The sequence below is a fragment of the Micromonospora eburnea genome, from assembly GCF_900090225.1.
Lineage (GTDB): Bacteria > Actinomycetota > Actinomycetes > Mycobacteriales > Micromonosporaceae > Micromonospora > Micromonospora eburnea.
On record NZ_FMHY01000002.1, the window covers coordinates 6,725,575 to 6,752,334 of the forward strand.

Annotated in this window: 27 protein-coding genes; 12 read left to right on the plus strand and 15 right to left on the minus strand. The window is 72.6% G+C overall.

Annotated elements, in window-relative coordinates; all coding sequences use genetic code 11:
* Positions 1 to 68: 68 nt before the first annotated feature.
* Both GA0070604_RS32170 and GA0070604_RS29435 read left to right on the plus strand, forming a co-directional pair.
* Entirely contained in the window at positions 69 to 380 is a 312-nt protein-coding gene (locus tag GA0070604_RS32170; RefSeq protein WP_141721407.1) for a hypothetical protein, read from the plus strand.
* The gene (locus GA0070604_RS29435; RefSeq protein WP_377593551.1) at positions 377 to 649 is read left to right on the plus strand and encodes a hypothetical protein; all 273 of its coding nucleotides are present in this window, start codon (positions 377 to 379) and stop codon (positions 647 to 649) included. The genes GA0070604_RS32170 and GA0070604_RS29435 overlap by 4 nt, the downstream gene beginning before the upstream one ends.
* A gap of 5 nt (positions 650 to 654) precedes the next feature.
* On the opposite strand, the gene GA0070604_RS29440 is transcribed toward GA0070604_RS29435, so the two are convergent.
* Positions 655 to 2,064 carry a class II fumarate hydratase gene (locus GA0070604_RS29440; protein WP_208602191.1) on the minus strand — a complete coding sequence of 470 codons (1,410 nt, stop codon included), beginning with the start codon at positions 2,062 to 2,064 and terminating at the stop codon, positions 655 to 657.
* A 27-nt stretch (positions 2,065 to 2,091) separates the two neighbouring features.
* Between GA0070604_RS29440 and GA0070604_RS32820 the strand changes: the two genes are divergently transcribed.
* From GA0070604_RS32820 to GA0070604_RS29450, 3 genes are all read left to right on the plus strand, one after another.
* Complete coding sequence (locus GA0070604_RS32820; RefSeq protein WP_167363592.1) at positions 2,092 to 2,235, plus strand: hypothetical protein; 144 nt, start codon at positions 2,092 to 2,094, stop codon at positions 2,233 to 2,235.
* Between the two features lie 227 nt (positions 2,236 to 2,462).
* Positions 2,463 to 4,286, plus strand: coding sequence for a DNRLRE domain-containing protein (locus tag GA0070604_RS29445; RefSeq protein WP_091125941.1), 1,824 nt, complete (start codon positions 2,463 to 2,465; stop codon positions 4,284 to 4,286).
* Positions 4,287 to 4,487: 201 nt separating this feature from the next.
* Positions 4,488 to 6,023 (plus strand): hypothetical protein, encoded by a 1,536-nt coding sequence (locus tag GA0070604_RS29450; RefSeq protein ID WP_091125944.1) that lies wholly within the window; start codon positions 4,488 to 4,490, stop codon positions 6,021 to 6,023.
* Positions 6,024 to 6,074: 51 nt separating this feature from the next.
* On the opposite strand, the gene GA0070604_RS29455 is transcribed toward GA0070604_RS29450, so the two are convergent.
* The 3 genes from GA0070604_RS29455 to GA0070604_RS29465 form a co-directional block, all read right to left on the minus strand.
* Positions 6,075 to 7,742, minus strand: a complete 1,668-nt coding sequence (locus GA0070604_RS29455; RefSeq protein ID WP_091125947.1) for a fumarate hydratase — start codon at positions 7,740 to 7,742, stop codon at positions 6,075 to 6,077.
* 67 nt (positions 7,743 to 7,809) lie between these two features.
* The gene (locus GA0070604_RS29460) at positions 7,810 to 9,243 is read right to left on the minus strand and encodes an outer membrane protein assembly factor BamB family protein (protein ID WP_091127502.1); all 1,434 of its coding nucleotides are present in this window, start codon (positions 9,241 to 9,243) and stop codon (positions 7,810 to 7,812) included.
* 72 nt (positions 9,244 to 9,315) lie between these two features.
* On the minus strand, positions 9,316 to 9,852 hold the full coding sequence (locus GA0070604_RS29465; protein ID WP_091125949.1) for an Lrp/AsnC family transcriptional regulator: 537 nt from the start codon (positions 9,850 to 9,852) through the stop codon (positions 9,316 to 9,318).
* Positions 9,853 to 9,992: 140 nt separating this feature from the next.
* On the opposite strand from GA0070604_RS29465, the gene hppD reads away from it, so the two are divergent.
* The 4 genes from hppD to hisC all read left to right on the plus strand — a co-directional run bounded on the left by hppD (position 9,993) and on the right by hisC (position 14,060).
* Positions 9,993 to 11,198 (plus strand): 4-hydroxyphenylpyruvate dioxygenase, encoded by a 1,206-nt coding sequence (gene hppD / locus GA0070604_RS29470; RefSeq protein WP_091125953.1) that lies wholly within the window; start codon positions 9,993 to 9,995, stop codon positions 11,196 to 11,198.
* A gap of 10 nt (positions 11,199 to 11,208) precedes the next feature.
* Positions 11,209 to 11,922 (plus strand): RDD family protein, encoded by a 714-nt coding sequence (locus GA0070604_RS29475; RefSeq protein WP_091125956.1) that lies wholly within the window; start codon positions 11,209 to 11,211, stop codon positions 11,920 to 11,922.
* Between the two features lie 114 nt (positions 11,923 to 12,036).
* Entirely contained in the window at positions 12,037 to 12,960 is a 924-nt protein-coding gene (locus GA0070604_RS29480) for an RDD family protein (RefSeq protein WP_091125961.1), read from the plus strand.
* Positions 12,957 to 14,060, plus strand: coding sequence for a histidinol-phosphate transaminase (gene hisC, locus GA0070604_RS29485; RefSeq protein WP_091125964.1), 1,104 nt, complete (start codon positions 12,957 to 12,959; stop codon positions 14,058 to 14,060). Before GA0070604_RS29480 ends, hisC begins: the two co-directional genes overlap by 4 nt.
* 77 nt (positions 14,061 to 14,137) lie before the next feature.
* Here hisC and GA0070604_RS29490 read toward each other — a convergent pair whose 3' ends face one another.
* The 5 genes from GA0070604_RS29490 to GA0070604_RS29510 all read right to left on the minus strand — a co-directional run bounded on the left by GA0070604_RS29490 (position 14,138) and on the right by GA0070604_RS29510 (position 18,672).
* A complete protein-coding gene (locus GA0070604_RS29490; protein ID WP_091125968.1) occupies positions 14,138 to 15,391 on the minus strand; it encodes an outer membrane protein assembly factor BamB family protein in 1,254 nt (417 codons plus the stop codon).
* Positions 15,392 to 15,511: 120 nt separating this feature from the next.
* Positions 15,512 to 15,994, minus strand: a complete 483-nt coding sequence (locus GA0070604_RS29495) for an SRPBCC family protein (RefSeq protein ID WP_091125971.1) — start codon at positions 15,992 to 15,994, stop codon at positions 15,512 to 15,514.
* 128 nt (positions 15,995 to 16,122) lie between these two features.
* The gene (locus GA0070604_RS29500; protein ID WP_091125975.1) at positions 16,123 to 16,332 is read right to left on the minus strand and encodes a DUF397 domain-containing protein; all 210 of its coding nucleotides are present in this window, start codon (positions 16,330 to 16,332) and stop codon (positions 16,123 to 16,125) included.
* Between the two features lie 280 nt (positions 16,333 to 16,612).
* On the minus strand, positions 16,613 to 17,809 hold the full coding sequence (gene fahA, locus GA0070604_RS29505; protein WP_091125979.1) for a fumarylacetoacetase: 1,197 nt from the start codon (positions 17,807 to 17,809) through the stop codon (positions 16,613 to 16,615).
* Positions 17,806 to 18,672, minus strand: coding sequence for a hypothetical protein (locus GA0070604_RS29510; protein ID WP_167363593.1), 867 nt, complete (start codon positions 18,670 to 18,672; stop codon positions 17,806 to 17,808). The genes fahA and GA0070604_RS29510 overlap by 4 nt, the downstream gene beginning before the upstream one ends.
* Positions 18,673 to 18,766: 94 nt before the next feature.
* Here GA0070604_RS29510 and GA0070604_RS29515 point away from each other — a divergent pair, with 94 nt between their 5' ends.
* Positions 18,767 to 19,933, plus strand: a complete 1,167-nt coding sequence (locus tag GA0070604_RS29515; RefSeq protein WP_091125986.1) for a homogentisate 1,2-dioxygenase — start codon at positions 18,767 to 18,769, stop codon at positions 19,931 to 19,933.
* A gap of 57 nt (positions 19,934 to 19,990) precedes the next feature.
* On the opposite strand, the gene GA0070604_RS29520 is transcribed toward GA0070604_RS29515, so the two are convergent.
* Positions 19,991 to 21,346 (minus strand): AfsR/SARP family transcriptional regulator, encoded by a 1,356-nt coding sequence (locus GA0070604_RS29520; RefSeq protein ID WP_091125988.1) that lies wholly within the window; start codon positions 21,344 to 21,346, stop codon positions 19,991 to 19,993.
* Positions 21,347 to 21,534: 188 nt separating this feature from the next.
* Here GA0070604_RS29520 and GA0070604_RS29525 point away from each other — a divergent pair, with 188 nt between their 5' ends.
* Positions 21,535 to 22,062, plus strand: coding sequence for a hypothetical protein (locus GA0070604_RS29525; RefSeq protein ID WP_091127503.1), 528 nt, complete (start codon positions 21,535 to 21,537; stop codon positions 22,060 to 22,062).
* 51 nt (positions 22,063 to 22,113) lie between these two features.
* On the opposite strand, the gene ispF is transcribed toward GA0070604_RS29525, so the two are convergent.
* From ispF to GA0070604_RS29540, 3 genes are all read right to left on the minus strand, one after another.
* Complete coding sequence (gene ispF / locus GA0070604_RS29530) at positions 22,114 to 22,596, minus strand: 2-C-methyl-D-erythritol 2,4-cyclodiphosphate synthase (protein WP_091127504.1); 483 nt, start codon at positions 22,594 to 22,596, stop codon at positions 22,114 to 22,116.
* A 151-nt stretch (positions 22,597 to 22,747) separates the two neighbouring features.
* Positions 22,748 to 23,443: a 2-C-methyl-D-erythritol 4-phosphate cytidylyltransferase gene (ispD, locus tag GA0070604_RS29535; RefSeq protein ID WP_091125993.1), complete on the minus strand. Its 696-nt coding sequence runs from the start codon at positions 23,441 to 23,443 to the stop codon at positions 22,748 to 22,750.
* 54 nt (positions 23,444 to 23,497) lie between these two features.
* Positions 23,498 to 23,983, minus strand: a complete 486-nt coding sequence (locus GA0070604_RS29540) for a CarD family transcriptional regulator (RefSeq protein ID WP_007073334.1) — start codon at positions 23,981 to 23,983, stop codon at positions 23,498 to 23,500.
* 327 nt (positions 23,984 to 24,310) lie between these two features.
* Between GA0070604_RS29540 and GA0070604_RS29545 the strand changes: the two genes are divergently transcribed.
* Positions 24,311 to 25,033: a hypothetical protein gene (locus tag GA0070604_RS29545; protein ID WP_091125997.1), complete on the plus strand. Its 723-nt coding sequence runs from the start codon at positions 24,311 to 24,313 to the stop codon at positions 25,031 to 25,033.
* Positions 25,034 to 25,040: 7 nt separating this feature from the next.
* On the opposite strand, the gene GA0070604_RS29550 is transcribed toward GA0070604_RS29545, so the two are convergent.
* Positions 25,041 to 25,595, minus strand: a complete 555-nt coding sequence (locus GA0070604_RS29550) for a hypothetical protein (RefSeq protein ID WP_141721409.1) — start codon at positions 25,593 to 25,595, stop codon at positions 25,041 to 25,043.
* Positions 25,596 to 25,651: 56 nt separating this feature from the next.
* Entirely contained in the window at positions 25,652 to 26,701 is a 1,050-nt protein-coding gene (locus tag GA0070604_RS29555) for a type III polyketide synthase (protein ID WP_091126005.1), read from the minus strand.
* Positions 26,702 to 26,760 lie beyond the last annotated feature (59 nt).

A 26,760-nucleotide genomic window follows, 5' to 3' on the forward strand; every position in this document is an offset into this window, starting at 1 on the left:
CCGGCCGGGCGGTCCCGCCCAGCCGGGGTGATGTCGCAACCGATTCAGCTCGAAAGCGAGGCTGTGCCATGTCCCGATCCGCCCGGCAGACCTGGTTCCCCCGCGTTCCCCGGCTGGCCCGCAACCAGCGCCCAGTGCCGCTCGCGCCCCGGCACCGCCGCGTCTGGCGCGGACTGCGGCCGGACTGTTCCTGCGGCCTGCGCTGGCGAAACTGCCCGGACCGGCACATGACCGTGCCGACCGAGCCCACCGGGCCAACCGCGCCGACCATGCCGAATCGCCCCGCATGGGCGGACGCCACCGTGGCGAACCCGCAGGTCGGCCGCGTCGGGTGGCTCACCCTCGCCCAGACCTGGCGGGCCAACGGCGGCCGGTGGTGACCGGCGCGGGGCCGTCGACCCGACCGCACCTGCCGCTACGCCCGCTCTGGCTCTGCCGGGTGTGCGCCGCGCCCTGGCCGTGCGCCGCCGCGCGCCTCGCCCTGGTCACCGAGTACGCGACCGATCCGGTCGGGCTCAACGTCTACCTCTGCGGCGTGCTGTACGAGGCGACGGCCGACCTGCACCGACTGCACCCGGACGACGGACCCGACCCGGCCGTGCTCTTCGACCGCTTCCTCGCCTGGGCGCGGCGGCGGGCAACACCGTGACCCGGTCAGGGATGGGTCATCCGGAGCAGGTCGAGGGCCTCGTCGAGCTGGGTCTCGCTGAGCTTGCCCGAGGCGACGTGCCCCCGGGAGATCACCACCTCACGGATGGAGACCTGCTTCGCCAGCGCCTCCTTGGCGATCGATGCGGCCTCGTCGTACCCGAGGTGGCGGTTGAGCGGGGTGACGATCGACGGCGAGCCCTCGGCGTACGCCAGGCAGACCTCGGCGTCCGCGACCAGGCCGACCACCAGGCGGTCGGCGAAGAGCCGGCTCGACGCGGCCAGCAACTTGATCGACTCCAGCAGGTTGCGACCCATCACCGGGAGCATCACGTTCAGCTCGAAGTCGCCCTGGGACCCGGCGAACGCCACCGTGGCGTCGTTGCCGATCACCTGGGCGCAGACCTGCCGCATCGCCTCGGCGACCACCGGGTTCACCTTGCCGGGCATGATCGACGAGCCCGGCTGAAGATCGGGGATACGCAACTCCCGCAGCCCGGCGCGCGGGCCGGAACCCATCCAGCGGATGTCGTTGGCCATCTTGTACAGCCCGACGGCGATCGTGCGGAGCTGGCCGGAGGTCTCCACCAGCGCGTCCCGTGCGCCCTGCGCCTCGAAGTGGTTGCGCGCCTCGGTCAGCGGCAGGCCGGTAGAGGCGCGCAACTTCTCGATCACCTTGCCGGCGAAGCCCAGCGGGGTGTTGATGCCGGTGCCCACGGCCGTGCCGCCCAACGGCAGCTCGGCCAGCCGTGGCAGCACCGCCTCCAGCCGCTCCACGCCGTAGCGGACCTGGGCGGCGTACCCGCCGAACTCCTGACCCAGGGTGACCGGTGTGGCGTCCATCAGGTGGGTACGCCCCGCCTTGACCACCGTCTCGAACTCGGCCGCCTTCTCCTCCAGCGCCCCGGCCAGGTGCTTCAGGGAGGGGATCAGATCCTCCACCACGAACTGGGTGGCGGCCAGGTGGATCGACGTGGGGAAGACGTCGTTGCTGGACTGCGAGGCGTTGACATCGTCGTTCGGGTGCACGTCGCGGCCCAGCTCCCGGCCGGCCAGCGTGGCGATCACCTCGTTCGCGTTCATGTTGGACGACGTCCCGGAGCCGGTCTGGAAGACGTCGACCGGGAACTGGTCGTCGTACCCGCCGTCGGCGACGTGTGCGGCAGCGGTGGCGATCGCCTCGGCCACGTCCGCCCCGATCACCTCCAGCTCGCCGTTGACCTGGGCGGCGGCCCCCTTGATCTGCGCCAGCGCCTTGATCTGGGCCGGTTCGAGGCCGCGCCCGGAGATCGGGAAGTTCTGCACCGCGCGCTGGGTCTGCGCCCGCCACAACGCCTCGGCGGGCACCTCCACCTCGCCCATCGAGTCGCGTTCGATCCGGTAACCGGTCGCCTCTGGAGTCGTCACGCGTACCATCCTGCCGCGCCGGACGCCACCGCGCAGATGATCGCTCAGCCCAGCTCGGCCAGCAGCGCCTCGGTCGCCCGCTGGTCCGCGGACTCGATCTGGCGGAACAGTGCCAGCGCCCGGCTGGCGTACGTGCGGGCCTGGCGCGGGTCGGTGCCGCGCAGGCAGCGGGCCAGCTGACGGGGGCGGTGTGGCCGCCGGAAGTCCCCCTACCGGCGGGCACACCGACGTCGATGGCCGCGCCCCGGGCAGGAACGCCGGGACGCCCTCCCGGAACTGGCCCGAGGGTCACCGCCGGTCGCCCGAAAGTCACGAGCGCACTGGGCACTCATCTACTTAAGATCATGTAAATGTCTGTGCTCCCTTCGGAGGCTGTCACATTGGATGTCAACGGGGCTTCCACCGGCGTGCCCACCGCACGCACTCGGCGGGTACCACGCCGGTTCCTCAGCACCGGCCTCGCGGCCCTTCTCACCACCACGGGCGCTCTGGCCATCACCGGCCAACCAGCCGCCGCCGGCGTGACCCGCTGGGTCGTGCCCACGAGCACCAGCTACACCGACGCCCGCCAGCCGGCGCAGGCGTTCCCGGTCGCCGCCGGTGAAAGCCTGCCCCTGGGCACCTGGGAGGCCGACGGCGCGAAGCACACCTCGCGGTCCTACTTCACCTTCGACCTCACCCCCTACCCGGGGAAGGAGATCATCAGCGCCGAGCTGCGGACCGGCGAGGCACGGGTCGACGACTGCACGAAGCCGCGCGAGGTGGAGCTGTGGCGTACGGACACCCCCGAGGCCGCGCCGACCTGGGCGAACGCCCCAGCGGTGCACGAGAAGATCGGTGACCTCGGCGCCACTGCCACGCCCTGCCCGGCCGGCTACCTGGAGCTGCTGGTCACCGAGGCGGTGCAGCGGGCGGTCAACGAGGGGCGGGACTCGCTCACCCTGATGGCCCGGATCGCCGGGGACCACGAGCAGGCCAAGCACTACAGCCGGTGGATCGAGCGGCCCGGCATCTCGCTGGACGCCAACGCCGCGCCGAACATGCCGGGCAAGCTCACCGTCCACGAACTGACCTGCGCCGACGGGCTGCTGATCGGCACCACCACGCCGATCCTCTCGGCTGAGGTGACCGACCCGGACAAGGTGGACGGCTACGCGGGCGACCTGGTGAGCACCACCTTCGCCTGGTGGCCGGTCGATCGTCCGACGGAGCGGACCGAGTGGACCTCCTACTCGAAGTCCGCACCGGCCCGCTTCTCGTACTCGGTGCCGGCCGGGCTGATGGTCAACAACGGCACGTACGCCTTCGCGGTCAAGGCCGCCGACCAGCGCGCCAGCTCCGACTGGTCGCCGGAGTGCCGGTTCACCGTCGACACGGAGGCACCGGCGCAGCCGACCGTCACCTCCACGGACTATCCCGATGACGATGGGTGGTACGGCGGCCCGGGCATCCCAGGCGAGTTCACCTTCACCGCCAACGACGGCACCGACAGCGTGGGCTTCCGGTACTCGCTCATGGGGGCGCTGCCGACCTACGTGGCCGCCGACGCGCCAGGCGGCTCGGCGACCGTGACCATCACGCCGGGCAAGAACGGCCCGAACCTGCTCGATGTCGAGGCGGTGGACGCGACGGGCAACCGGTCGCCGGTCACCCGCTACGTGTTCCGGGTACGCGACACCAGCCCGACGATCACTGACGGCAATCCGACGGCCGGGTACGGCGAACCGCGCACCCTGACCTTCTCACCCCGCATGGAGAACGTGGTCGAGTACACGTACCGGCTCAACGACGGGCCGGAGCAGACCGCCGCAGCGGCGGCCGACGGCACCTCCACGATCACGATCACCCCGACGAAGCCGGGCAACAACGACGTGTACGTCCGCAGCCGCACGGCCGACGGCCTGCTGTCCGGGGAGGGCTCGTACCGCTTCAACCTCGCCAGCAAGCCGACGGTCACCTCGGTCGAGTACCCGATGGGCAAGACGGGCGCACCCGCCGGCACCCCCGGCACGTTCGTCTTCGGGCCAGGGATGCCCGGCGTGGCCGAGTACGTCTACTCGTTCGACGGCCGCCCGACGGAGACCGTCGCGGCGGGCGTGGACGGCTCGGCGTCGGTGACGTACACCCCGACGACCGCGGGGCCCCACCGGATCACGGTCTACACCCGGACCGGCGACGGACTCGTGTCGGAGACCTTCACCGGGTCCTTCCTCGTCGCCAGGGCCGCCTGACGACCGGCACGGACCTACGACCGGGCGGCGGACCGGGCCACGGGGGCGAGCCCCCGGCCGGTCCGCCGCCACCGGTCACAGGAACGCCGGGACGGCGGTGGAGTGTTGCCCGTCCCCGGACACCGCCCGATAACCGAACGCCGCCCGTTGGTCCAAGGATTTAAGATCACAGAAGCTTTCCGCGCGTCAATCGGAGGTTTCATGTCGATTCGGCTCAGGGGTCCGGCGCGCCGGGCGACCACGGCGTCCGTCGCACTCCTACTGGCCACGGGCGGCCTGGTGTCCGTGACCGGGCAACCAGCAGCGGCCCTCCTAGACTACGTAACCCCGACCAGCGTCGCCTGGACCGACGCCCGGCAGCCGACCAACTCCTTCTCCTCTGCCGACGGCACGGTGCCGGTGGGCACCTGGGAGACCGACGGGGCCAAGCACACGGCTCGGGCCTACTTCACCTTCGACCTGAAGCCCTACCGGGGGCAGCGAATCGTCTCGGCCCGCGCCATCACCGGGGAGACGAAGGTCAACGACTGCGACAAGCCACGCGAGATCGAGCTGTGGCGGACCGACCCGCTCGCCGGCGCCCCGACCTGGAGCACCGCTCCGACGCCACGGGAGAAGGTGGCGGACATCGCCTACCCCGATGTGCCCTGCCGGAGCAGCTTCATCGGGGTGATGATCACGGAGGCGGTGCGCCAGGCGGTGGCGGACGGGCAGGACCAGCTCACGCTGATGGCCCGGGTCGCCGGCGGCCACGAGGCGAACATGCACTACGGCCGCCAGATCAAGAACCTCGGCATCTCCCTGGACCACAACACGCCGCCGGACGTTCCCGAGCAGCTCACCGTCGAGGGCAAGGCGTGCGACAGCGCGCTGACGATCCGCGCCACCGGGCCGACCTTCCGGGCCCGCGTCTCCGACCCCGACGCTGGAGAAGCCGGGGAAAGCGACCAGGTGGCGGTGACCTTCGCCTGGTGGCCGGTCGACCGGCCGGCCGAGCGGACCGAGGCGACCCTCGACGGTCAGTCCAACCCGACCACGTACGTGTACATACTCCCGCGGGGCACGCTCACCCACGGGACCACCTACGCGTTCGCGGTGCGGGCATCCGACAGGTACGACAGCTCGGACTGGTCGCCGGAGTGCCGGTTCACCGTCGACACGGAAGCGCCGCCCGCCCCGACCGTCACCTCCACCGACTACCCGGCCGCAGACGATGCGGAGGCCGGCGGGCCCGGTGTCCCGGGCAGCTTCACCTTCACCGCGTACGCCGACGATCTGGCGGGCTTCAGCTACGGCGAACCCGGTTTGAGTTCGCACTTCGTACCGGTGGACGCGTCGGGCCGGTCGGCGACGGTGAGCTACGCGCCGATGGGGTTCGGACCGAGGCGGCTCGTCGTGGAGAGCGTCGACAAGGCCGGGAACTTCTCCGAGGGAACGACCTACGAGTTCCGGGTCCGCTACACCGCGCCGACGATCATTGACGAGGACCCGGAGGCACCGGCCGGTACGCCACGTCGGATCACCTTCGCTCCACAGATGGAGAATGTGGTCGAGTACACCTACCGGCTCAACGAGGGCGAGGAGATCACCGTCCCCGCTGACGCGGACGGCATCGCACGGGTGACCATCACGCCGGAGGTCGCCGACGCGTACTTCCTGTACGTCCGGAGCCGGACCGCGGACGGGTTGCCCTCGGGCGAGGCCTGGGCCTTCCTCTGGGTGCCGGAAGCGGAGTGACGACGGCGGGGCGCCGGGATTTCCCGGCGCCCTTTTCGCGTACGCCGAGGGTCAGCGGCGGCCGACGGTGAGGACCGGCTTGGTGACCTCGGCGAAGAAGTCGTTGCCCTTGTCGTCGACGACGATGAAGGCCGGGAAGTCCTCCACCTCGATCTTCCAGACCGCCTCCATGCCCAGCTCGGGGTATTCGAGCACCTCGACGTGCTTGATGCAGTCCTGGGCGAGCCGGGCGGCAGGGCCGCCGATCGAGCCGAGATAGAAGCCGCCGTGCTGCTCGCAGGAGCGGGTCACCTGGGCGGAGCGGTTGCCCTTGGCCAGCATCACCATCGAGCCACCGGCCGCCTGGAACTTCTCCACGTACGCGTCCATCCGGCCCGCGGTGGTGGGGCCGAACGAGCCGGAGGCGTAGCCCTCGGGGGTCTTCGCCGGGCCGGCGTAGTAGACGGCGTGGTCGCGCAGGTACTGCGGCATCGGCTCGCCCGCGTCCAGCCGCTCGGCGATCTTGGCGTGCGCGATGTCCCGGGCCACGACGAGGGGGCCGGTCAGCGAGAGGCGGGTCTTCACCGGATACTTCGACAGCTCGGCGCGGATCTCGTCCATCGGCCGGTTGAGGTCGACCCGCACCACCTCGGAGCTGTCCAGCTGGGCGTCGGTGACGTCGGGCAGGTAGCGCGCCGGGTCGGTCTCCAGGCGCTCCAGCCAGACGCCCGACGGGGTGATCTTGGCGACCGCCTGCCGGTCGGCGGAGCAGGAGACGGCGATCGCCACCGGGCAGGAGGCACCGTGCCGGGGCAGCCGGACCACCCGTACGTCGTGGCAGAAGTAGCGACCGCCGAACTGCGCGCCGATGCCGAAGTTGCGGGTCAACTCCAACACCTCGGCCTCCAACTCCAGGTCACGGAAGCCGTGCGCGCTCATCGAGCCCTGCGTCGGCAGCGCGTCGAGGTATTTCGCCGAGGCGTACTTGGCGGTCTTGAGGGCGTACTCGGCGGAGGTGCCGCCGATGACGATCGCCAGGTGGTAGGGCGGGCACGCCGCGGTGCCGATCAGCCGCAGCTTCTCCTCCAGGAACTGCATCATCCGCGTCGGGTTCAGCAGCGCCTTGGTCTCCTGGTAGAGGTACGACTTGTTGGCCGAGCCGCCGCCCTTGGCCATGAACAGGAACTTGTACGCGTCCGGGTGCCCGTCCGGGTCCTCGGCGTAGAGCTCCACCTGGGCGGGCAGGTTGCTGCCGGTGTTCCGCTCCTCCCACATGGTCAGCGGGGCGAGCTGCGAGTAGCGCAGGTTCAGCCGGGTGTACGCCTGGTAGACGCCGCGCGAGATGGCCTCCGCGTCGGTGCCGTCGGTCAGCACGTGCCGGCCGCGCTTGCCCATCACGATCGCGGTGCCGGTGTCCTGGCACATCGGCAGCACGCCGCCGGCGGCGATGTTGGCGTTGCGCAGCAGGTCGAGCGCGACGAACCGGTCGTTCGGCGAGGCCGCCGGATCGTCGATGATCGACCGGAGCTGGGCCAAATGCGCCGGGCGCAGGAAGTGGGCTATGTCGTGCATCGCCTCGGCGGTCAGCGCGGTCAGCGCGGAAGCCTCGACGGTGAGGAACCGACGGCCACCCGGGCCGTTGACGACATCGACGCCCTCGTCGGTGACCAGGCGGTATTCGGTCTGGTCGGGACCGGTCGGCAGCAAGGGAGCGTACGAGAACGCGGCGGCACTGCTCATGACGAAAGAGCCTAGGGCAGAGGCGTCGATCGGTGACACCCGCCGGGTACGTCCTGGGACGCCGCTCTCACCCGCCGTCGGCGCAGAGTTCCCGCTTCGGTCCACAACCGCCCGGGCCGGACGGGGGCGGGTAGTCGCCACCCGGATTCGCCCCGGGCGCTCCCCCCTCCGCGGGCGCCGGCGCGACCGGGGCGCCAGCGCCCCAGCGGACGTACCCGATCTCCCGCCCCTCCCCGATGATCATGCCGTGCGGGCCGACGGCAAGGGCATTCGACGAGGTCCGCAGCGCCACCAGTTCCCGACCGGTGCGTGGCTCGACCGCGACCAGCCGGGACGGCTTCTCCTCGACGATCACCGCCGCGTACGGGGTGAGCGCCGCGCCGCTCTTCTCGCCGGCCGGCCGGGTCCACCGGTCGCGGTCGACCGACAACTCCCGCCCCAGGATGGAGCGCTTGTCGGCGCTGCGCACCAGCGCGTACCGGTCGTCGACGGCGAGCAGCTTCTGCCCGTCCGCACCGACCTGGAGCAGCCGGCCGTCGTACCCGTCGATCACCACCTCGCGGCCGTCCGGGGCGACCCCGATCAGCACGTTCCGGGCCCCCTGCGGGTCGTCCCGCTGCACGCAGCCGGCGTAGTCCGCGGTCCGTAGGTTCACCCCGGACCGCCGCCACACCTCCCGCCCGGTGGCCGGGTCGACGCCGGAGATGGCGAAGTAGCAGCCGCCCTCCCGGGAGGTGGCGGTGATCCGGAGCAGCCGCCCGCCGACCACCGCCAGCCGCTCGTCGCGGCCGGGCTCGACGTTCTGCAACACCCGTCCGGTGGCGGTGTCCACCACGTGCACCCGCCCGTCCACCGGGAAGCCGAGCAGCGGCGGGATCGCCTCCGGCCCGGCCACCTCGCCGTCGATGCGCGACGCGCCCAGCCGCCGGGTGCCGAGCAGCCCCGGGTTGTCGGCGAGCATCCCGGTGTGCACGCCGGGCAGGAACGCGGTCCACAGCGGCCTCGTGCCGCGCGGCTCCCAGGCGCTGAGCGTGCAGTCGGTCGCCTGCCCGCAGCGCGCGTCGAGCAGCAGGTTGCGGTACGTCCACACCGCCACCGCCGCGTCGTCGCGGCGGCGAACCGCGCCGGTGGTCGGGTCGAGCAACTCGTACCCCTTGACCAGGAGCTTGCCCACGGCGACGACCGCGTCCCGGTCGCCGCCGGCGACCGCCGCCCAGTCCGCCTTGCGCTCCCAGAGCTGCGTGCCGGTGGTCAGGCTGCGCGCCTCGACCCGGGTACGCTGCTCGACGATCACCGTGTCACCGGCGATGGTGACGCTCTTCGGCGTGCCGCCGACCCGCTGCTGCCAGACCACGTCCGGCTCGGAGATCGGCTCGCTCCGGTCGATCCATTCCCAGATCCCGGGGAACGGATTCCACACGCCGGTGGCGGCGAGCACGACCACGACGATGAGCCCCAGCAGCAATCCGCCGCGTACGCCAAGGCCCTTCACACCGCACACGGTAGCGACGATCACCGTCCCGCCGAGCCCGCGCCCGTGCGTGTCGCGCCGCTTTCTCCGCCCGGCGGCGTGTTAGGAGGGGCCCCCTGCTCTACCGGAGGCGTTAGGAAGGGGCCCTTCCTTCGGCTGGGCCGCGGAGCGGACCAGCGGCAGCGTGCGGTAGGGGATCTGCTCGGCGAGCGCGATGATCGTGGATGCCCGGCGGATCCCCTCCGAGGCGACGATCTGGTCGATCACCCGCTGAAGGTCGCTGTTCGACCGGGCCACGATGCGGCAGAGCAGGTCGCTGGTGCCGGTGATGGTGTGCGCCTCCAGCACCTCGGGGATGGCGGCCAGGTGCGCGGTGACCGGGTCGTGGCCGTGCCGCTGGCTGATCTCCAGGGTCACGAAGCTGGTCACCCCGAAGCCGATCGCGGCCGGCGAGATCTCCGGGCCGAAGCCGCCGATCACCCCCCGGTCGACCAGCTTGTCGAGCCGGGCCTGGACGGTGCCCCGAGCCACCCCGAGCCGGCGGGAGCACTCCAGCACCCCGATCCGCGGCTCCTCGGCGAGCAACGTGAGCAGTCGTGCATCCAGCTCGTCGAGCTGTACATCCTGACCAGCGTTCATGAGGTTTCACTCTACTGAATGCGCAACCTGACCAGGATTTTTGCCAACTGTTGCCCAACCGGCGGCCGCGCCGCGATCCTCGCCACACCAGCACACCAACGGCGGCCCACCAGGCCGGCCGGTACGCAAGGGAGGCCACCATGACCCAGGCGATCGACCGACCCGACTCGACCGAGGAGGTCGACGTCGACGCCCTCGTCGGCGCCGTCGACCACGACATCACCCGGGACCCGTTCCCGGTCAAGGGGCTCGACCACGTGCACTTCCTGGTGGGCAACGCCAAGCAGGCCGCCCACTACTACTCCACCGCGTTCGGCATGACCTGCGTGGCGTACCGGGGCCCGGAGCAGGGCTACCGGGACCACGCCCAGTACGTGCTGACCAGCGGCTCGGCCCGGTTCGTGCTGACCGGCACGGTCCGCCCGGACGCCGAGGGCGCCGAGCACGTGGCGAAGCACAGCGACGGCGTCTCCGACATCGCGCTGGAGGTGCCGGACGTGGACGCCGCGTACGCGCACGCCACCGCCCAGGGCGCGACCGGCCTCGTCGAGCCGCACGACGTCACCGACGAGCACGGCACCGTCCGGCTGGCGGCCATCGCCGCGTACGGCGACACCCGGCACACCCTGGTCGACCGGTCCCGCTACACCGGCCCGTTCCTGCCCGGCTTCGTGGCCCGCGGCCCGATCGTGGACCGGCAGCCGATGATCGACGCCGGTATCCAGCCGAAGCGCTTCTTCCAGGCCGTCGACCACGTCGTCGGCAACGTGGAGCTCGGCAAGATGGACGACTGGGTCGAGTTCTACAAGCGGGTCATGGGCTTCAGCAACATGGCCGAGTTCATCGGTGACGACATCGCCACCGACTACTCCGCCCTGATGAGCAAGGTCGTCGCGAACGGCACCCGCAAGGTCAAGTTCCCGCTCAACGAGCCGGCCGTCGCCCGCAAGAAGTCGCAGATCGACGAGTACCTGGAGTTCTACCAGGGTCCGGGCGCCCAGCACATCGCCGTGGCCACCAACGACATCCTGAGCAGCGTCGACGCGATGCGCGCGGCCGGTGTCGAGTTCCTGGACACCCCGGACTCGTACTACGACGACCCGGAGCTGCGCGCCCGGATCGGCCAGGTTCGGGTGCCGATCGAGGAGCTGAAGGCCCGCAAGATCCTGGTCGACCGGGACGAGGACGGCTACCTGCTCCAGATCTTCACCAAGCCGGTGCAGGACCGCCCGACCGTCTTCTTCGAGCTGATCGAGCGGCACGGCTCGCTCGGCTTCGGCAAGGGCAACTTCAAGGCCCTGTTCGAGGCGATCGAGCGGGAGCAGGAGCGGCGCGGCAACCTGTAACACTGTCCGCGTGACCCAGCCGCCCCCGAACGCGTTTCCGCCGCCCGCCGGGCCCCCACCCGCGGGCGGCGGCTTCGTTCCCCCCACCGGACCGCCGTACGCGCCCCCCGCGCAGTACGCCCCGCCGGCGTACGCCGGGCCGCCGGGCTATCCCCCGCCGATGCACCCGCCGTACCCGGGTTTCGTGCCGCCGGCACTGGCCCCGAACGGTCAGCCACTCGCCAGCTTCGCCGACCGGCTGCTCGCCTGGCTGATCGACACCGCGGTGGCGACCCTGCTCGGCATGGTGCTGTTCCTCCCGGTCTTCATCTGGCTCTGGTTCCGGATGTTCCGCGAGATGACGACGGTCAACCCGGACGGGACGGCGTACCAGCCCGACCCGGCGACGATGATGACCGATTTCTTCCTGCCGATACTGCTCGCCGAGGCCGGACTGGTGGTGGTGATGCTCGTCTTCTACTGGCTCTACCACGTCGAGTACGCCCGCCGGACCGGCCAGACGCTCGGCAAGAAGGCGATGAAGATCCGGATCATCCCGGTCGATCCGTCCGCGCCCCTGACCCGGGGCGCTCTCGGCAAGCGGTACCTGGTCGAGTTCGTCGCCGGCTCGCTGGTGCCCTTCGCCAACTACGTCGACGGATTCTGGCAGCTCTGGGACAAGCCCTGGCAGCAGTGCCTGCACGACAAGTTCGCCGGCACCGTCGTCGTTAAGGTTGCACCGTGAGCGTGAGGAGTGAGCCGGGTCTGCGAGCCCCGCAATCGCGAACTGAGAAGGCGCTGTGAGCGTGCAGAGTAAGCCGGGTCTGCGAGCCCCGCAATCGCGAACTGAGAAGGCGCTGTGAGCGTGCAACCCGGCTGGTACGTCGACCCCGCCGATCCCGACACCCGACGATACTGGGACGGCGAGGGCTGGATCGGGGCGCCGATCCCCGTCGACGCCACCCCGCCCGAAGGTCCCCCGCCGCCCGAGCCGACTCCCGCCAGCGTGCCGACAGCCGCCGTACCCGGGGCGCAGCCGGAACAGCCGGCGGCCGGGGCGCAGCCGGGCTGGCCGAGCGCCGGACCGCAGCCCGGTGGGCCGGTCGGCGGGCCGGGGCACCCGCAGGGGCCGCCGCCGGGCTGGCCGTACCCGACCTGGCCGGGGCGGCAACCCCTGCCCCGCCCGCACGGGCTGCCGCTCGCCTCGTACGGGGCCCGGCTGGTCGCCCGGCTGATCGACATCGGCCTGGTGCTACTGCTGAACGTGGTGGTGAACAGCTGGTTCGTCTGGCGCCTGCTCGGCGAGTTCGCCGCACCGTGGCACGAGTACATGCGCCGGGTGAACACGGGGGACTTCCGGAATCCTGAGCCACTGCCGCCCGCCGGTGAGCAGTTCGGCGGTCTGCTGATCACCGTCCTGCTGATCGCCACCGCGCTCTGGTTCGCGTACGAGGTGCCCTCGATGGCCGCCCGTGGGCAGACCTTCGGCAAGCGGTTGGTGGGCATCCGCGCGCTACCGGTCGAGGCCGACGCGCCGCTCGGCTTCGGCCGGGCCACCCGGCGATGGAGCACCCTCGGCCTGCCCACCCTGCTCTGGTGCTGCTGCGGCCTCGGGCTGCTGCTCCAGTTCGTCGACGCGGTCTCCGCCCTGTTCGACCAGCCACTGCGCCAGGCGCTGCACGACAAGCGGGCGCAGACCGTGGTGGTCCAGTTGCCCCGCACCAGGCTCGACCCCCGTAGCACCCCGCGCGACCGCGCCAATCCCCCGGGAGACACCGAATGACCGACACCGGACGTCACCAGCCTCCGCTGCGGCTGACCCGCGCCGACCTGGACGCGCTGCCCAACTACGTCCCCGGGCGCAGCCCCGCCGACCTGGCCCGCGAGCTGGGCCTGGCCGAGGCGATCAAGCTGGCCAGCAACGAGGTGCCCTACGGCCCGCTGCCGGGCGTGGTGGAGGCGGTCGCCGAGGCAGTGACCGCCTCGCACCGCTACCCGGACATGGGCGTGGTGGCACTGCGCCAGGCTCTCGCCGAGCGGTACGGCGTGGCGGCCGACCGGATCGCCACTGGCTGCGGTTCCGTGGCGCTGGCCGAGCACCTGGTCCGGGCCACCTGCCTCCCCGGCGACGAGCTGCTCTACTCGTGGCGGTCGTTCGAGGCGTACCCGATCATCGCGGCGACCAGCGGCGCGACCAGCGTGCAGGTGCCGAACAACGCCGACCACGGCCACGATCTGGCCTCGATGGCGGCGGCGGTGACCGACCGGACCCGGATGATCCTGGTCTGCAACCCGAACAACCCGACCGGCACCGCCGTTCGCAGGGCCGAGCTGGACCGGTTCCTCGACGCGGTCCCGGACGACGTGCTCGTGGTGATCGACGAGGCGTACCGGGAGTTCGTCACCGACCCCGAGGTGCCGGACGCGCTCGGCTACCTGGACCGGCCGAACGTGGCGGTGCTGCGCACCCTGTCCAAGGCGTGGGGGCTGGCCGGCCTGCGGATCGGTTGGCTGGCCGCCGCCCCGGCCGTGGCCGCCGCCGTGCGCAAGGTCGTCACGCCGTTCTCCACCAGCATGGCCGCCCAGGCCGGCGCGCTGGCCGCGCTGGCGCAGGCCGACGAGGTCGAGCGGCGCTGCGCGCTGGTCGTCGCCGAGCGGGACCGGGTCACCGAGGCGCTGCGCAAGCTGGTCCCGGACGTGCCGGCCAGCCAGGCCAACTTCGTCTGGCTGCCGCTGGGCGGGCGGGCCGTCGAGTTCGGCAAGGCGTGCGAGGCACGTGGCGTGATCGTCCGGCCGTTCGCCGGTGACGGGGTCCGGGTCACCATCGGCACTCCGGCCGAGAACGACGCCTTCCTCGCGGTCGCCGAGTCCGCCCTCGCCTGAGGTGTAAGGAGGGGCCCCCTGTTAACGCCTGGTGTTGTACAGGGGGCCCCTCCAAACACCTGCGGGCCCGGCGAGGGTCACGTGGCGGCGAGCAGCACCGGCTCGGCCGCCAGGAAGTACGCCTGGTCGTCGTCGTCCGGGACGGCCCGCTCGCGGGCCCGCTCCACCGCCACGTAGCCGCCCGTGGCGTACGCCCGGCCGGGCTGCCAGTCGATCCCGTCCTGCCCGATGGTCAGGGCGATACGGGACCGCTCGGCACCGGTGGCCGGGTCGAGGGTCACCAGGTCCCGCCCCGCGGTCAGCAGGTGCACCCGGCCCGGCTCAGCTGCGATGATCCGCACCGGCCCGAGGTCGGTCCGCCGCCACAACTCCGCGCCGGTACGCGCCAGCCGGCCGGTCACCACAGCCGCCGAGGTGCCGACCGCCCGCTCGCCGTCGAGCGCGGTGTCCGCCCCGGCGAGACCGGGGGCGGCTACCGGGGCGCCGGTGCCCACCAGCCAGCCCTGGCCCCCGTTGCCCTCGCCGTCGGAGATGCGCAGCCCCCGGCAGCCGGAACGGCCCTCCCGGCAGCCGACCGGTGTCAGCACGAACCGGTCGGGGGCATCCGACGGACGCCAACGGGTACGGACCGCGCCGGTGGCGGCGTCCCGGAACTCGACCGTCTCCGGCCCGTCACAGGCCGCCAGGCCGAGCACCTCACCGGCGGCGGTGGTGCCCGCCGCGCCCAGGCAGCCCCGCTCCTGGTCGGCCCGCCACAGCCGGCGACCGTCGGCCAGGTCGTACCCGCCGAGTTCCCCGGCACCGGCCACGACCAGCACGGTCCGGCCGGACGGGGTGCGGGCGACGGAGAGCCCGGACGGCTCCCAGACCGTCGCGGCGTAGGTGCGGCGGGGTTCCGGCAGCACGCCCGGTTCCGGCCCGTCGGCCCGCCAGGCGACCCGCCCGGTCCGCGCGTCCAGGGCCACCAGCTTGCCGTCGGACCAGCGGCTGACCACCGTGGTCCCGTCGGCCACCACCCCGCTGACCCGTGCCGGCCAGCGCCGGTACGACCAGTACGGGCTGACGCGGTGCCGACGGTCGGCCGGCTGATCGGCGTACACCTGGCGGGCGGCCGCGTAGACGCGGAGCCGGCCGTCCACGATCAGCGGGGCCACCGGCAGTCGGCCCACCACCCCGACGGTCGGCGTGACCGCCGACGGGTAACCGGCCCGGGCGATCGTCTCGACCTCGGCCGGAGCGAGCACCCGGTGCCCGACGACCGCGACGGCCCCGACGCCGAACAGCGCCGCGACCAGGGCCGCCACCGCCCGTCGCCCCTTCGGGAACCCCATGCCGCACCTCCGGACGGCACCCTACCCACGGAAACCCTCGAAGGCCCCTGTGAGGTCGCGCCAGCCGTGGCCGACGCGTTCGACTCGGTGACCTGGCCCCAGGGGTCGGTCGCCGCGGGCTCAGGCCGCCACCGCGGGAGCCGCAGGTTGGGCGGCGCGGGCGAGGTCGGCGAGGTCACGCCGGAACGCCGCCTCGACCGCGCGGGCCGCCAGACCGCCGAGGAGCAGGGCGAGGACCCGACCGTACGGGGCGGTGGGCCGCGCCTCCTGCCGCACCGTGACGGCGGTGCAGGCCCGGCAGCGCCGCCGGACCGTACGCAGCGTCCAGCTGATCCGGTAGTCCACGCCGATGCCGGACGAGCTGAGCACCAGCCGCCGGAGCGGGACGGCCTCGACCACGACGAACTCCTCCGCCTGGGCGTCCTCGTCCGGCCGGGTGCGGGTCTCCCGCCAACTGGTGCCGGGAGCGAGGCGACCCGGGGTGAGCAACTCGACCGAGTCGACCGTGGAGAGCCAGTCGGCGCGGGCCGGCAGGTCGACCAGCAGTCGCCAGAGATCGATGGCGGGCGCCTCGATGAACTGGGTGACCGCGACCGTCGACATCACACCTCCCGTGTCCTCCACGGTACGGGGAGTGAGGTCGCGACGGAACCCGGCGGGAAATTTCCCGCCTCCGGTGGCCGCTTCAGCGCGACGGCGGGCTTCCGGTGTCCGGCCCGCCCCGCAGCCGATCAGACCCGGAACCGCCCGCTCCGGGTCGCCTCGACGAAGGCGGCCCAGCGGGATCGGGTGACGGTCAGCATCGGGCCGGTCGGGTTCTTGGAGTCGCGTACCGCGACCACGCCGACGGTCCGGGCCAGGTTGTCCGCCACCTCGACGCACAGCCCCTGGTCGTTCGAACGGCTGCTGGTACGCCAGACGGCGCCCGCGAGATCGGTCATTCGGTGTCTCCTTGTCCGCTGGGACGTCCCCCACGACAGCCGGTGGCACCGTGCCGCGCCACCGGCCGGGGTCGCCACGCCAGCCGGCGGCGGACCCGGCACGATCAACGCAAATTCGCAGGACCCCGGTCGCACAGCGGGTGCGACCGGGCCGGGTGGCACGGGCGGCCCCTGGCCGGGTCAGCGGGCCGGACGGCCCGGCCGCCGGGTCAGCGGGCCGGACGGCCCGGCCGCCGGGTCAGCGGGCCGGGACGCCCGGCACGAGGGTCTCGCGGCCTGCTCAGCGGGCCGGGAGGATGGTCCCGGTGACCTCGCCGAGGGCGATGGTGGTGCCGCCCGCTCCGGGGGCGGTGGCGGTGACGGTGACGGTGTCGCCGTCCTCCAGGAAGGTCCGGGTGCCCCCGTCGGCGAACTTGACCGGCTCGGCCCCACCCCAGGTCAGCTCCAGGAACGAGCCGACCTGGCCGCGCTCGGGGCCGGACACCGTGCCGGAGGCGTAGAGGTCACCGGTACGCAGCGACGCGCCGTTGACGGTGAGGTGGGCGAGCTGCTGGGCGGGTGTCCAGTACATGGTGGCGAAGGGCGGCTCGGTGACCCGTTCGCCGTTCCACTCCACGGCCATGGCCAGGTCCAGCCCGAGGTGCGGGGTGTCCCGCAGGTAGTCCTGCACCGGCGGGTCCTGCTCGGGCGCGGGCACGAAGGCGTCGGCCAGGGCGTCCAGCGGGGTGACCCAGGCCGAGACCGAGGTGGCGAAGGACTTGCCCAGGAACGGGCCGAGCGGCTGGTATTCCCACGCCTGGATGTCCCGGGCAGACCAGTCGTTGACCAGCACCACGCCGAAGACGTGGTCGGCGAGGTCCGCCACGGGCACCCGGTCGCCGAGCCGGCTCGGCACGCCGACCACGAAGCCGACCTCGGCCTCGATGTCCAGGCGTACGGAGGCACCGGTGGTCGGGCCCTGCGCGGTGGCTCGCTGCCCGGTGGGGCGGACCACCGGGGTGCCGGAGACCACCACGGTGCCGGCCCGGCCGTGGTAGCCGATCGGCACGTGCTTCCAGTTGGGCAGCAGCGGCGGCTGGCCCGGCCGGAAGATCTGCCCGACGTTGCCCGCGTGGTGCTCCGACGAATAGAAGTCGACGTAGTCGGCCACCTCGAACGGCAGCAGCAGCTCCACCTCGCGCAGCGGCACCAGCAGCGGCTCCACCGCCACGCGGTGCTCGGCATCGGTGAGCAGCTCGGTGACCCGCTGCCGGACGGCGGTCCACTGCGGGCGGCCGAGCGCCATGAATTCGTTGAGCGTGGGGCGGCCGAGCGCCCCGGCGGCCAGCACCAGCCCGGCCGCCTCCGCGCCGGCCAGATCCAGCACGAAGTCACCGATGCGTACGCCGATCCGCGGCGCGCGGTCGCCGTGCCGGAACACCCCGTACGGCAGGTTGGTCACCCCGTACGGCCCCTCGGCACCCACAACCCAGGTCATTTCTCGAAGCCCCCGTTCACCAGGCCCAGCCGGGCCAGATCGGTCAGTGGATCGGAGATGCTGCACGAGCCGTACCCGGCCCAGAGCGGGCGCTCGGCGTCCCGGTGCGCCCGGACCCGCTCGACCACGCGTACCGGGTCGGTGGCGGCGAGCAGCTCGGCGACGGCGGCCACCTCGGCGCCCTCGGTGGCGGCCAGGGTCGCGGCGAGCACGTTGGCGAAGCCGTGGTGGGTGAAGCCGGTCTCCGGGTCCCGGTGCCGGATCGCGTGGTGCAGCCCGGCGGTGAGCTTGAACGGCAGCTCCCGGTCCCGGCAGGCGCAGATCACCGCGGCCAGCTCGACCGGGGTCGGGAAGAGTTCGGCGGCCAGCCCGCCGGTGCGGAACTTGGCGGCGATCGGCAGGCCGCCGGCGCGCGCCTCGGCGACCGTGTCCAGCCCGCCCATCAGGCCGAAGGTCAGCGGGATCTCGGCGTACACCTGAATGTCGCGCCACTGCTCGGCGAGCTTGACCAGCTCGGTCAGGCCGGGCTGCGGGTCCTCGCCACGCTTGGCGACCGCCACCTCGACCTGCCGGGCGGTCACGCCGTGCGGCGGCAGGAGCGACAGTGCGGTGGGCAGCCGGTCGATGCCGGTGTCGCCGATGAGGCCGATGACGAAGCCCTCGGCCGGGTCAACCAGGCCGCTCAGCTCGCCGGCCGCGATCGCGGAGGCGGGCAGCAGCAGCGGGCCGACCAGGTCGGCGTACCAGGCGGCGCGGTGCCGCCGGTGGGCGGTCACCGCGTCCGGCAGCGTGGCGCTGCCGGGCGGGAAGACCGCGGCGTCGTCGACCAGGCCGGCGAGGAGGCGGGGCACCTGCGTTGACACGAGACAAGAATGTACGGGACGCTACGAGGAACGGACAACTGTGTCCGATTATCGGACGTTACCGGCCGGAGAACGGGACATACCGGGAGGCGAGATGCCGTACTACCGCAGAGTCGGCGAGGTGCCGCGCAAGCGCCACACCCAGTTCCGTCAGCCCGACGGCACCCTCTACGCGGAGGAGCTGGTCGGCCAGGAGGGTTTCTCCTCCGACTCGTCACTGCTCTACCACCGGTACGCGCCGACCGCGATCGTGGCCGCCGAGGAGTTCACCCTGCCCGCGTTCACCCGGGTGCCGAACCTGCCGCTCAAGCCCCGTCACCTGCGTACCCACAAGCTCGACGGGACCGGTGCGGACCCGGTGCTCGGCCGGCAGTACCTGCTCGCCAACGACGACGTGCGGATCGCGTACGTGCTGGCCGACCGGCCGTCCCCGCTGTTCCGGGACGCCACCGGCGACCACTGCCTCTACCTGGAGTCCGGTTCCCTGCGGGTCGAGTCGCCGTTCGGCGTGCTCGACGCGGTGGCCGGCGACTACGTCATCATCCCCACCTCGACCATCCACCGCCTCGTGCCGACCGGCGACGAGCCGACCCGGCTGCTCGCCATCGAGGCGGCCGGGCACGTCGGCCCGCCCAAGCGCTACCTCTCGGTACGCGGCCAGTTCCTGGAGCACTCGCCGTACTGCGAGCGGGACGTCCGGGGACCGGACGCGCCGCTGCTGGTCGACGACGAGGACGTCGAGGTGCTGGTCCGGCACCGTCGCGGTTGGACGAGCTACACCTACGCCCACCACCCGTTCGACGTGGTCGGCTGGGACGGGCACCTCTACCCGTGGGCGTTCTCCATCCACGACTTCGAGCCGATCACCGGGCGGATCCACCAGCCACCGCCGGTGCACCAGACCTTCCAGGGCCCGAACTTCGTGATCTGCTCGTTCGTACCCCGCAAGGTCGACTACCACCCGGACGCCATCCCGGTGCCGTACAACCACCACAACGTCGACTCCGACGAGATGCTCTTCTACACCGGCGGCAACTACGAGGCCCGGCGCGGCTCCGGCATCGGGCAGGGCTCCATCTCGCTGCACCCGTCCGGATTCACCCACGGTCCGCAGCCGGGTGCCGCCGAGCGGTCCATCGGGGCGGAGTTCTTCGACGAGCTGGCGGTCATGGTGGACACGTTCCGCCCGCTCGACCTCTGCGACGCCGCGTCCACCTGTGAGGACGACGCATACGCCTGGACCTGGGCACGTCGGGGCTGAGCTGCTCCGGCGCGGCGGACACGGCCGCCTCGGCGGCGTCGAGCGCTCCGGGCGCGGTCAGGCGCTGCGGCAGGGCGTCCCGGCCTCCCGGCTACCGCAGGTGCCGAGGCTGCACCAGCGGCGAAGGCCGGTCTCGTCGAGGAAGAGCCAGCCACACCGCTCGCCGGGACAGGTCCGGACGGTGAGCCGGCGCGGATCGGCGAGCAACTGCGCGGCGCTCCAGGCGGCGGCGTGCACGGGCAGCCGGAGCCCGGCGGCGAGGTCCGGCCACCAGCGCCCCCGGCCGTCGACGTCCCGGCGGAACACCAGCGTCCGCGCGGCTGCCTCGGCGTACCGGGCGACCGCGTCGAACGCCCGCCGGTCGTCCGGATCGACCAGGCAGGCGTACAGCTCGGCGCGAAGGGCACGGGCCGCGGTGAGCGCGTCGTCGGCCTCGTCGGGCGACCGCTGGGCGAGGTGCAGCAGCCGGCTCACCGCGACCTCGTCGGCCAGCCCGACGTGGCCGGTCCACACGGCCAGCGTCCGGTAGCCGCGCAGCCACTCGGCGCCCGGCAGCGGCGGCTCGTGGCCCCAGCCCGCGAAGGTGTTGCAGAAGTCGAGGGCGGGATGGCCGCCCACGCTCCACGGCAGGCTCTCGTCGCGTACCCGCACCAGGTACGCCGGCTGAACCGTCCGTTCGAGCCGGTCGTCGTCAGCGAGGACCCGCCGGTGCACCTCGCGCAGCCGCGACCCCGGTTCGACGCCGAGCTCCGCCACCAGGAGGTCCCGGGTCCTCCGGTAGAGCCCCAGGGCCTCGGCCCGCCGGGCGTCCCGGTACAGGGCGGTCATCAGGATGGCGACGAGTTGCTCCCGGGTCGGGTACCGCGCCACCAGCGGGGTCAGCTCGGTGATCGCCAGGGTGTGCCGGTCGAGGGCGAGCTGGGCCTGCGCCCACAGCTCGACGGCGACCAACCGCAGTTCCTCGACCGGGGCGTGCAGCCGTTCCCGCAGCTCGTCGTCGGCGGTGTCGGCGAGCAGCGGCCCACGCCGGAGGGCCAGTGCCCGGTCGAGCAGGCTGACCCGCTCGGCGGGATCGGAGACGCCGCCGGCCTGCCGGACGAGCGCGGCGAATTCCGTCACATCGACCCGGTGTCCGTCCGGCTCGACCAGGTAGCCGTCGCCTCGGGTGCTGATCCGCACCCCGTACGGCGTCAGCGAGGCCCGCAGCCGCCCGATGTACGTGTGCACCGCGCCCCGCGCCGAGCCGGGCGGCGCACCGTGCCAGAGCAGGTCGATCAGGCGCTCCGTGGTGACCAGCCGCCCCGGGTCGAGCAGCAGGACGCCGAGGAGGCAACGCTCCTGGCGCCGGCTGCCGACCTCGACGAGTTGGCCCTCGTGGCGCGCCTCGAACGGCCCGAGCAGTCGGAAGTCCATACCACCTGAAACCGCCTGGCCCCCGCCTCCGGTTGTCCGGCCGGTGAGCGGGTGGTGTGCCCGGGAGCGGGCAGTCCTTGCGTCGCCACCGTACGGGTCGGTCGGCCGGGTTCCGGCGGTGAGTGGATGGTGAGCGGGCCTCGGGACGCTGGTCCGGTCCGACCACGGGCAACACGGATGGAGTGATCATGCGTCTGATGAAGAGCGTCGGCGTGGCGTTGGCCGCGGCGGCCCTCGTCGCGACCGTTCCGGCCCCGGCGTCCGCCGCGCGCGGCGACATCGCCCCGGGCATCTGGGTGCCGGCCCCGCAGCCGGGGTTCGAGCAGCCCGCCGGGGCACGCTGCGACTTCGCGGTACGGGTCGAGCCGATCGTGGACGAGGTCCGGAAACTGACGCTGTCGACCTACCCGGACGGCTCACCGAAGCGGGAGCTCTTCCAGGGAGCCCTGATCGATCGGGTGACGAACCTGGAGACCGGGGCCACCTCGACGGCCGACGCGAGCGGCCACGCCATGATCGACTATGGCACCGACGGTTCGATGACCTGGTACGTGACCGGCCCGGTGCTGGTCGGCTTCCGGGAGAACGCCGGTTCCCTGCCGAAGGGGCTGTGGCTCATCGACGGCCAGTTCGTCATCGAGTTCGCGGCCACCGGCCAGCGGACCGTCACGATGCGGCACGGCACGACGCACAACGTCTGCACCGACGTGGCCTGACCCACCCGGCCCTCCCGGGCCGTGGGGCACCCACCCGCGGCCCGGGAGGCGTCAGTCGGTCGGGGCCTCGTAGACCAGGGCCACCGCGATCCCGGTCAGCCCTTCGCCACGGCCGGTGAAGCCGAGGCCGTCGGTGGTGGCGGCGGAGACCGTCACCGGCGCGCCCACGGCTGCGGTGAGCACCTGCTGCGCCTCCTCCCGGCGCGGGCCGATCTTGGGGCGGTTGCCGATCACCTGGACCGACACGTTGCCGATCCGGAAACCGGCCGCGCGGACCCGCCGAGCGCTCTCGGTGAGCAGCGCCACCCCGGAGGCCCCGGCCCACTCCGGCTGGTCCACGCCGAAGTTCGCGCCCAGGTCACCCAGACCGGCCGCGGAGAGCAGGGCATTGCAGGCGGCGTGCGCCGCCACGTCGGCGTCCGAGTGGCCGGCCAGGCCGTCCTGGCCCGGCCAGTGCAGGCCGGCGACCCAGCACGGCCGCCCGGCCTCGAAGGCGTGCACGTCCGTGCCGATGGCCACCCGAGGAACGATCATGACCCGAGGGTACGCGTCAGCGGGGTGCTGGCCGCCCCGCAGTGCCCGGCCAACCTTGATCAACTCCGTGTACGGCACATCGCGGTCACACGCGGCGGTGAAACCACCCTTTGCGGCACGCCGAGTTGATCAGCGAGGACCGGGCACGACCTCAGGCGCCGATGGCCAGCAGGTGCTCGGCCAGCGCCAGGTCGAACGGCCGGGTGACCTTGAGCGCGTACTCGGAGCCGGGAACGCAGACCACCGGCACGCCCAGCTTCTCGACCAGCCCGGCGTCGTCGGTGAGCGGATCACCGGCCGCCTCGTGCGCGGCGGCCAGCACGGACCGGCGGAAGCCCTGCGGCGTCTGTACGGCCCGCAGGGCGGACCGGTCCACCGTGCCGAGAACCACCTCGCCGGCGCCGACCTCCTTGATCGTGTCAACCACCGGAAGCACCGGGACCACCGCGTCGTGCCCGGCGCGGACCGCCTCGGCCACCGACTCGACCAGCTCGGGCGGAGTGAGCGCACGGGCCGCGTCGTGCACCAGGACGATCTCGGGCCCGGCGGGGACGGCGGCCAGCGCGGCGGCCACCGACGCCTGGCGCTCCGCGCCGCCGGCCACCACGGCCACCGGGGCAACCGGCGCGAGGAGCTGCCGGACCGCTCCGACGTCGGCGGCCGGGGCGGCCACCACGATGGTGTGCACCGAGGGCGCGGCCGCGATCCGGCGTACCGCGTGCACCAGCAGGGGCTCGCCGGCGAGCGGTCGGAGCGCCTTCGGGGCGCCGGGGCCGAGGCGTACGCCGGCACCGGCCGCAGGAACAAGGACCGCGACGTCACCGCGCGGATTGAGCTGCGCGGTCACGTCGCGGTCCTCGGATTTCTTTGCTACGGGGCGGGTAGGACGATGTGGTGCGGATCAGGCCTCGGTCAGCACCTTGTCGAGCAGCGTCTCGGCCTCGTCCTTGGTGCTCTTCTCAGCCAGCGCGACCTCGCCGACGAGGATGTCGCGAGCCTTGGCGAGCATGCGCTTCTCGCCCGCGGACAGACCCCGCTCCCGCTCCCGGCGCCACAGGTCACGGACCACCTCGGCGACCTTCAGCGGGTTACCGGAGGCCAGCTTCTCCAAATTCGCCTTGTAACGCCGCGACCAGTTGGTCGGCTCCTCGGTGTGCGGTGCACGGAGCACGTCGAAGACCTTGCCCAGGCCCTCTTCGCCGACCACCTCACGCACACCCACGATCTCGGCGTTCTCGGCGGGCACCCGGACCGTCAGGTCACCCTGCGCGACCCTCAGGACGAGGTACTGCTTGGGCTCGCCCTTGATGACCCGAGTCTCGATTGCCTCGATGAGTGCGGCCCCGTGGTGGGGGTAAACAACGGTCTCGCCGACACTGAAAACCATAGGTTCGAAACCCCTTTCGCTGTGTCTAGGGTAACACGCTCAGGCACCGATGTCTCACCGCTGTCCTGACCGTTGGCGCAGCTCAGGGGCCCTGTGAGAGGTATTTCTTCAGCTTGACAGGCGGTCAAACCGATGGTTTCGACACGCTCCGTGACTGACAGATGACAACCGGCCCGGGCAGTAGGAGCGTCGATATCTAGGGCGATGCGCTCCTTCCATGGTAGCCCCGGAAGCCAGGACGCGCCCAGGTGTGGCGGTACGCCGACGGGTGCGGGACGCTTAGGGCGGACGCGACGTCCGCTCACCGAGACGGTTCCTGGGGGTCCGATGGGCATGGCTGACGCTGAGGGCCAAGGGCCACCGGACGGGCTGCCCGACCTGCCCCCGGAGTGGGGTCGGGTAGTCATTCCCGACGATGCCTCGGAGCTCACCCACGAGGCGCGGCAGATCCGCCGTGAGCTGCGCCGCCGCCGCCAGCGCGCGGTGTGGCGCCACCGGCTCGGTCTCGCCCCCCGGCCGGACGGCCGCCCGCCGCTCGGGCTGCCGGCGCTGGTCCTGCTGGTGTCGGTGCTGATCACCCTCACCGGCCTGGCCGCGGTCGTCTGGCCCCGCTCACCGCGCTCCGGAGGCAGTCCCACCGTCGTTCCGTACCCCACGGCCACCCCGGCGGCGATCGGGCCGCTGCCCGCGCTGGACCTGGTCGACGCCGCGGACTCCCCGGTGCCGCTGCGCGGCCTGCTGCCGGCGATGATCGTCCTGGTGGACGCCTGCGCCTGCACCGAGCAGGTGATCCAGGCCGCGGCCGTCGCACCACCGGGCATCACCGTGGTCACCGTGACCGGGGGCCGCGAGGCCGGCGCCACCCCCGCGCCCGGGGTACGCGCCCTCGCCGACCCGGCCGGCGGCCTGCGCGACTACATCCGCCTCGCCGCCCACCCCGGCACGGCCCCCGCCCTGCTCGTCGACCGGGAAGGCACCGTGGTCCGGCTCGTGCCCGAACTCGGGCCGGTCGACGAGTACCGCGACGTCCTCGCCCACCTCGCCACCTGACGGCTCGTCAGCCCTGGGCGACGAGCCGGGCGTCCAGGTCGACCTCGCCGTCCGCGACGGTGAAGCGCACCAGCAACGGGCCACCGCTGGCGGTGAGGGGCTGGGTGAGCAGCCTCGCCGGACAGGTCGTCCTCAGCGGCGTGTCATCCTCCTCGGAACCGGTGAAGGTCACCGCCAGCATCCCCGAACCGGTGCAGGACACGGTGAGCAGATGACGCTCGCCGGGCGACCGGGCGGCCTGCTGGACCAACGGAGCATCGCCCGGGAGCAGATGGGACCGCGCCACCCAGATGTCCGAGACCACCGTCGCCGGGGGAACATCCGGCTCCTGCTGGACGACCACCGCCTCGTCCGGATCCAACTCCGGCCCGGGGAGCACCTGACCGGTGTCCGGATCGACCAGAAACAGGTGCTCAGGGCTGGTACGGGTCGACGGGCTCGGCGAGGCGTCGACCGCTCCGACGACGGGTGCCGAGTCCCGCCACCACCACACGCCGACCGCCAGAACGGCCAGCGCCAGCCCGGCCAGCAGCACACCCCGTACCCGCTCATCGGCAGCCATGCGGTGAGCGTAGACACGCGACGCTCACCCGGACCGCACCGTGGACCGGGCCGGCCTCAGCCGGTGCGCTCAAGCAGCGCCGTGTACAGGGTCAGGCCCGGTCCGAACGCGAGCATCACGATCCGGGCCGGCGGCGTCAGCGCGTGGCGCAGCCGGTCCAGGATCAGCAACACCGTCGGGGACGAGCAGTTACCGTGCTCGTCGAGGGTGGCGCGGGACGCCGCGAGGGCCTCCGGCGGCAGGGCCAGCTCCCGGTCCACCACGTTGAGGATCCGGGGACCGCCCGGGTGCACCGCCCAGCCGTCCACTTCGGCGGACGTCCGGCCGTGCCGGGCCAGCAGCCCGTCGACCAGCCCCCGTACGTGGCGCGAGAGCACCTGCGGCACCTTCGGCGACAGCCCCATCCGGAAGCCGGTGTCGGTGACGTCCCAGGTCATGTGGTCGGCGGTCGAGGTGTCGGTGACCGAGGCGACCTCACGCAGCGCGTACCCCCGGCCATCGGGGACGAGCACGGCGGCGACGGCGGCGTCCGAGAAGAGCGCGTGCGACACGATCTGCTGGGTGTCCATCCGGGCACTGGCGGGCTGGATGTGCAGGCTGGTCAGCTCCGCGCAGAGCAGCAGCGCGGGGCGACCCCGGGCAGCCACGAAGTCACTCGCCGCACCCAGCCCGGGCAGGGCCGCGTAACAGCCCATGTGGCCGACGAACATCCGCTGGGTGTCCGGGGCCATGCCCAGGTCCCGGGCGAGCAGGATGTCCAGCCCCGGCGTGGCGTACCCGGTGCAGGAGCAGACCACGAACAGGCCCACGTCCCGGGCGTCGAGCCCGGCGGCGGTGAGCGCCCGGCCCACCGCCTCCTTGCCGAGCGGCAACGCCTCCACCTGATAGCGCCGCATCCGGCGCTCGGTCGGCCACGCCGAGACGTCCTCCAGCAGCGGGTTCACCGCCGCCTGCCGTCGGGACACGCCGGAATTGGCGAAGATACGCTCGGCCAACGCTCGGGTCGCCCCCGAGAAGTGCTTCGCGAAGAAGCCCTCCCAGAGTTCGTGCTGCGCGGCGGCCGGCGGTTGCGCCGTACCCAGACCTGCGATCACCGGTACGGCCATGTCCCCCGCCTCTCGATCCCGATCCCCACGCTTCACCAACGACTACCACCCGCCCGCGA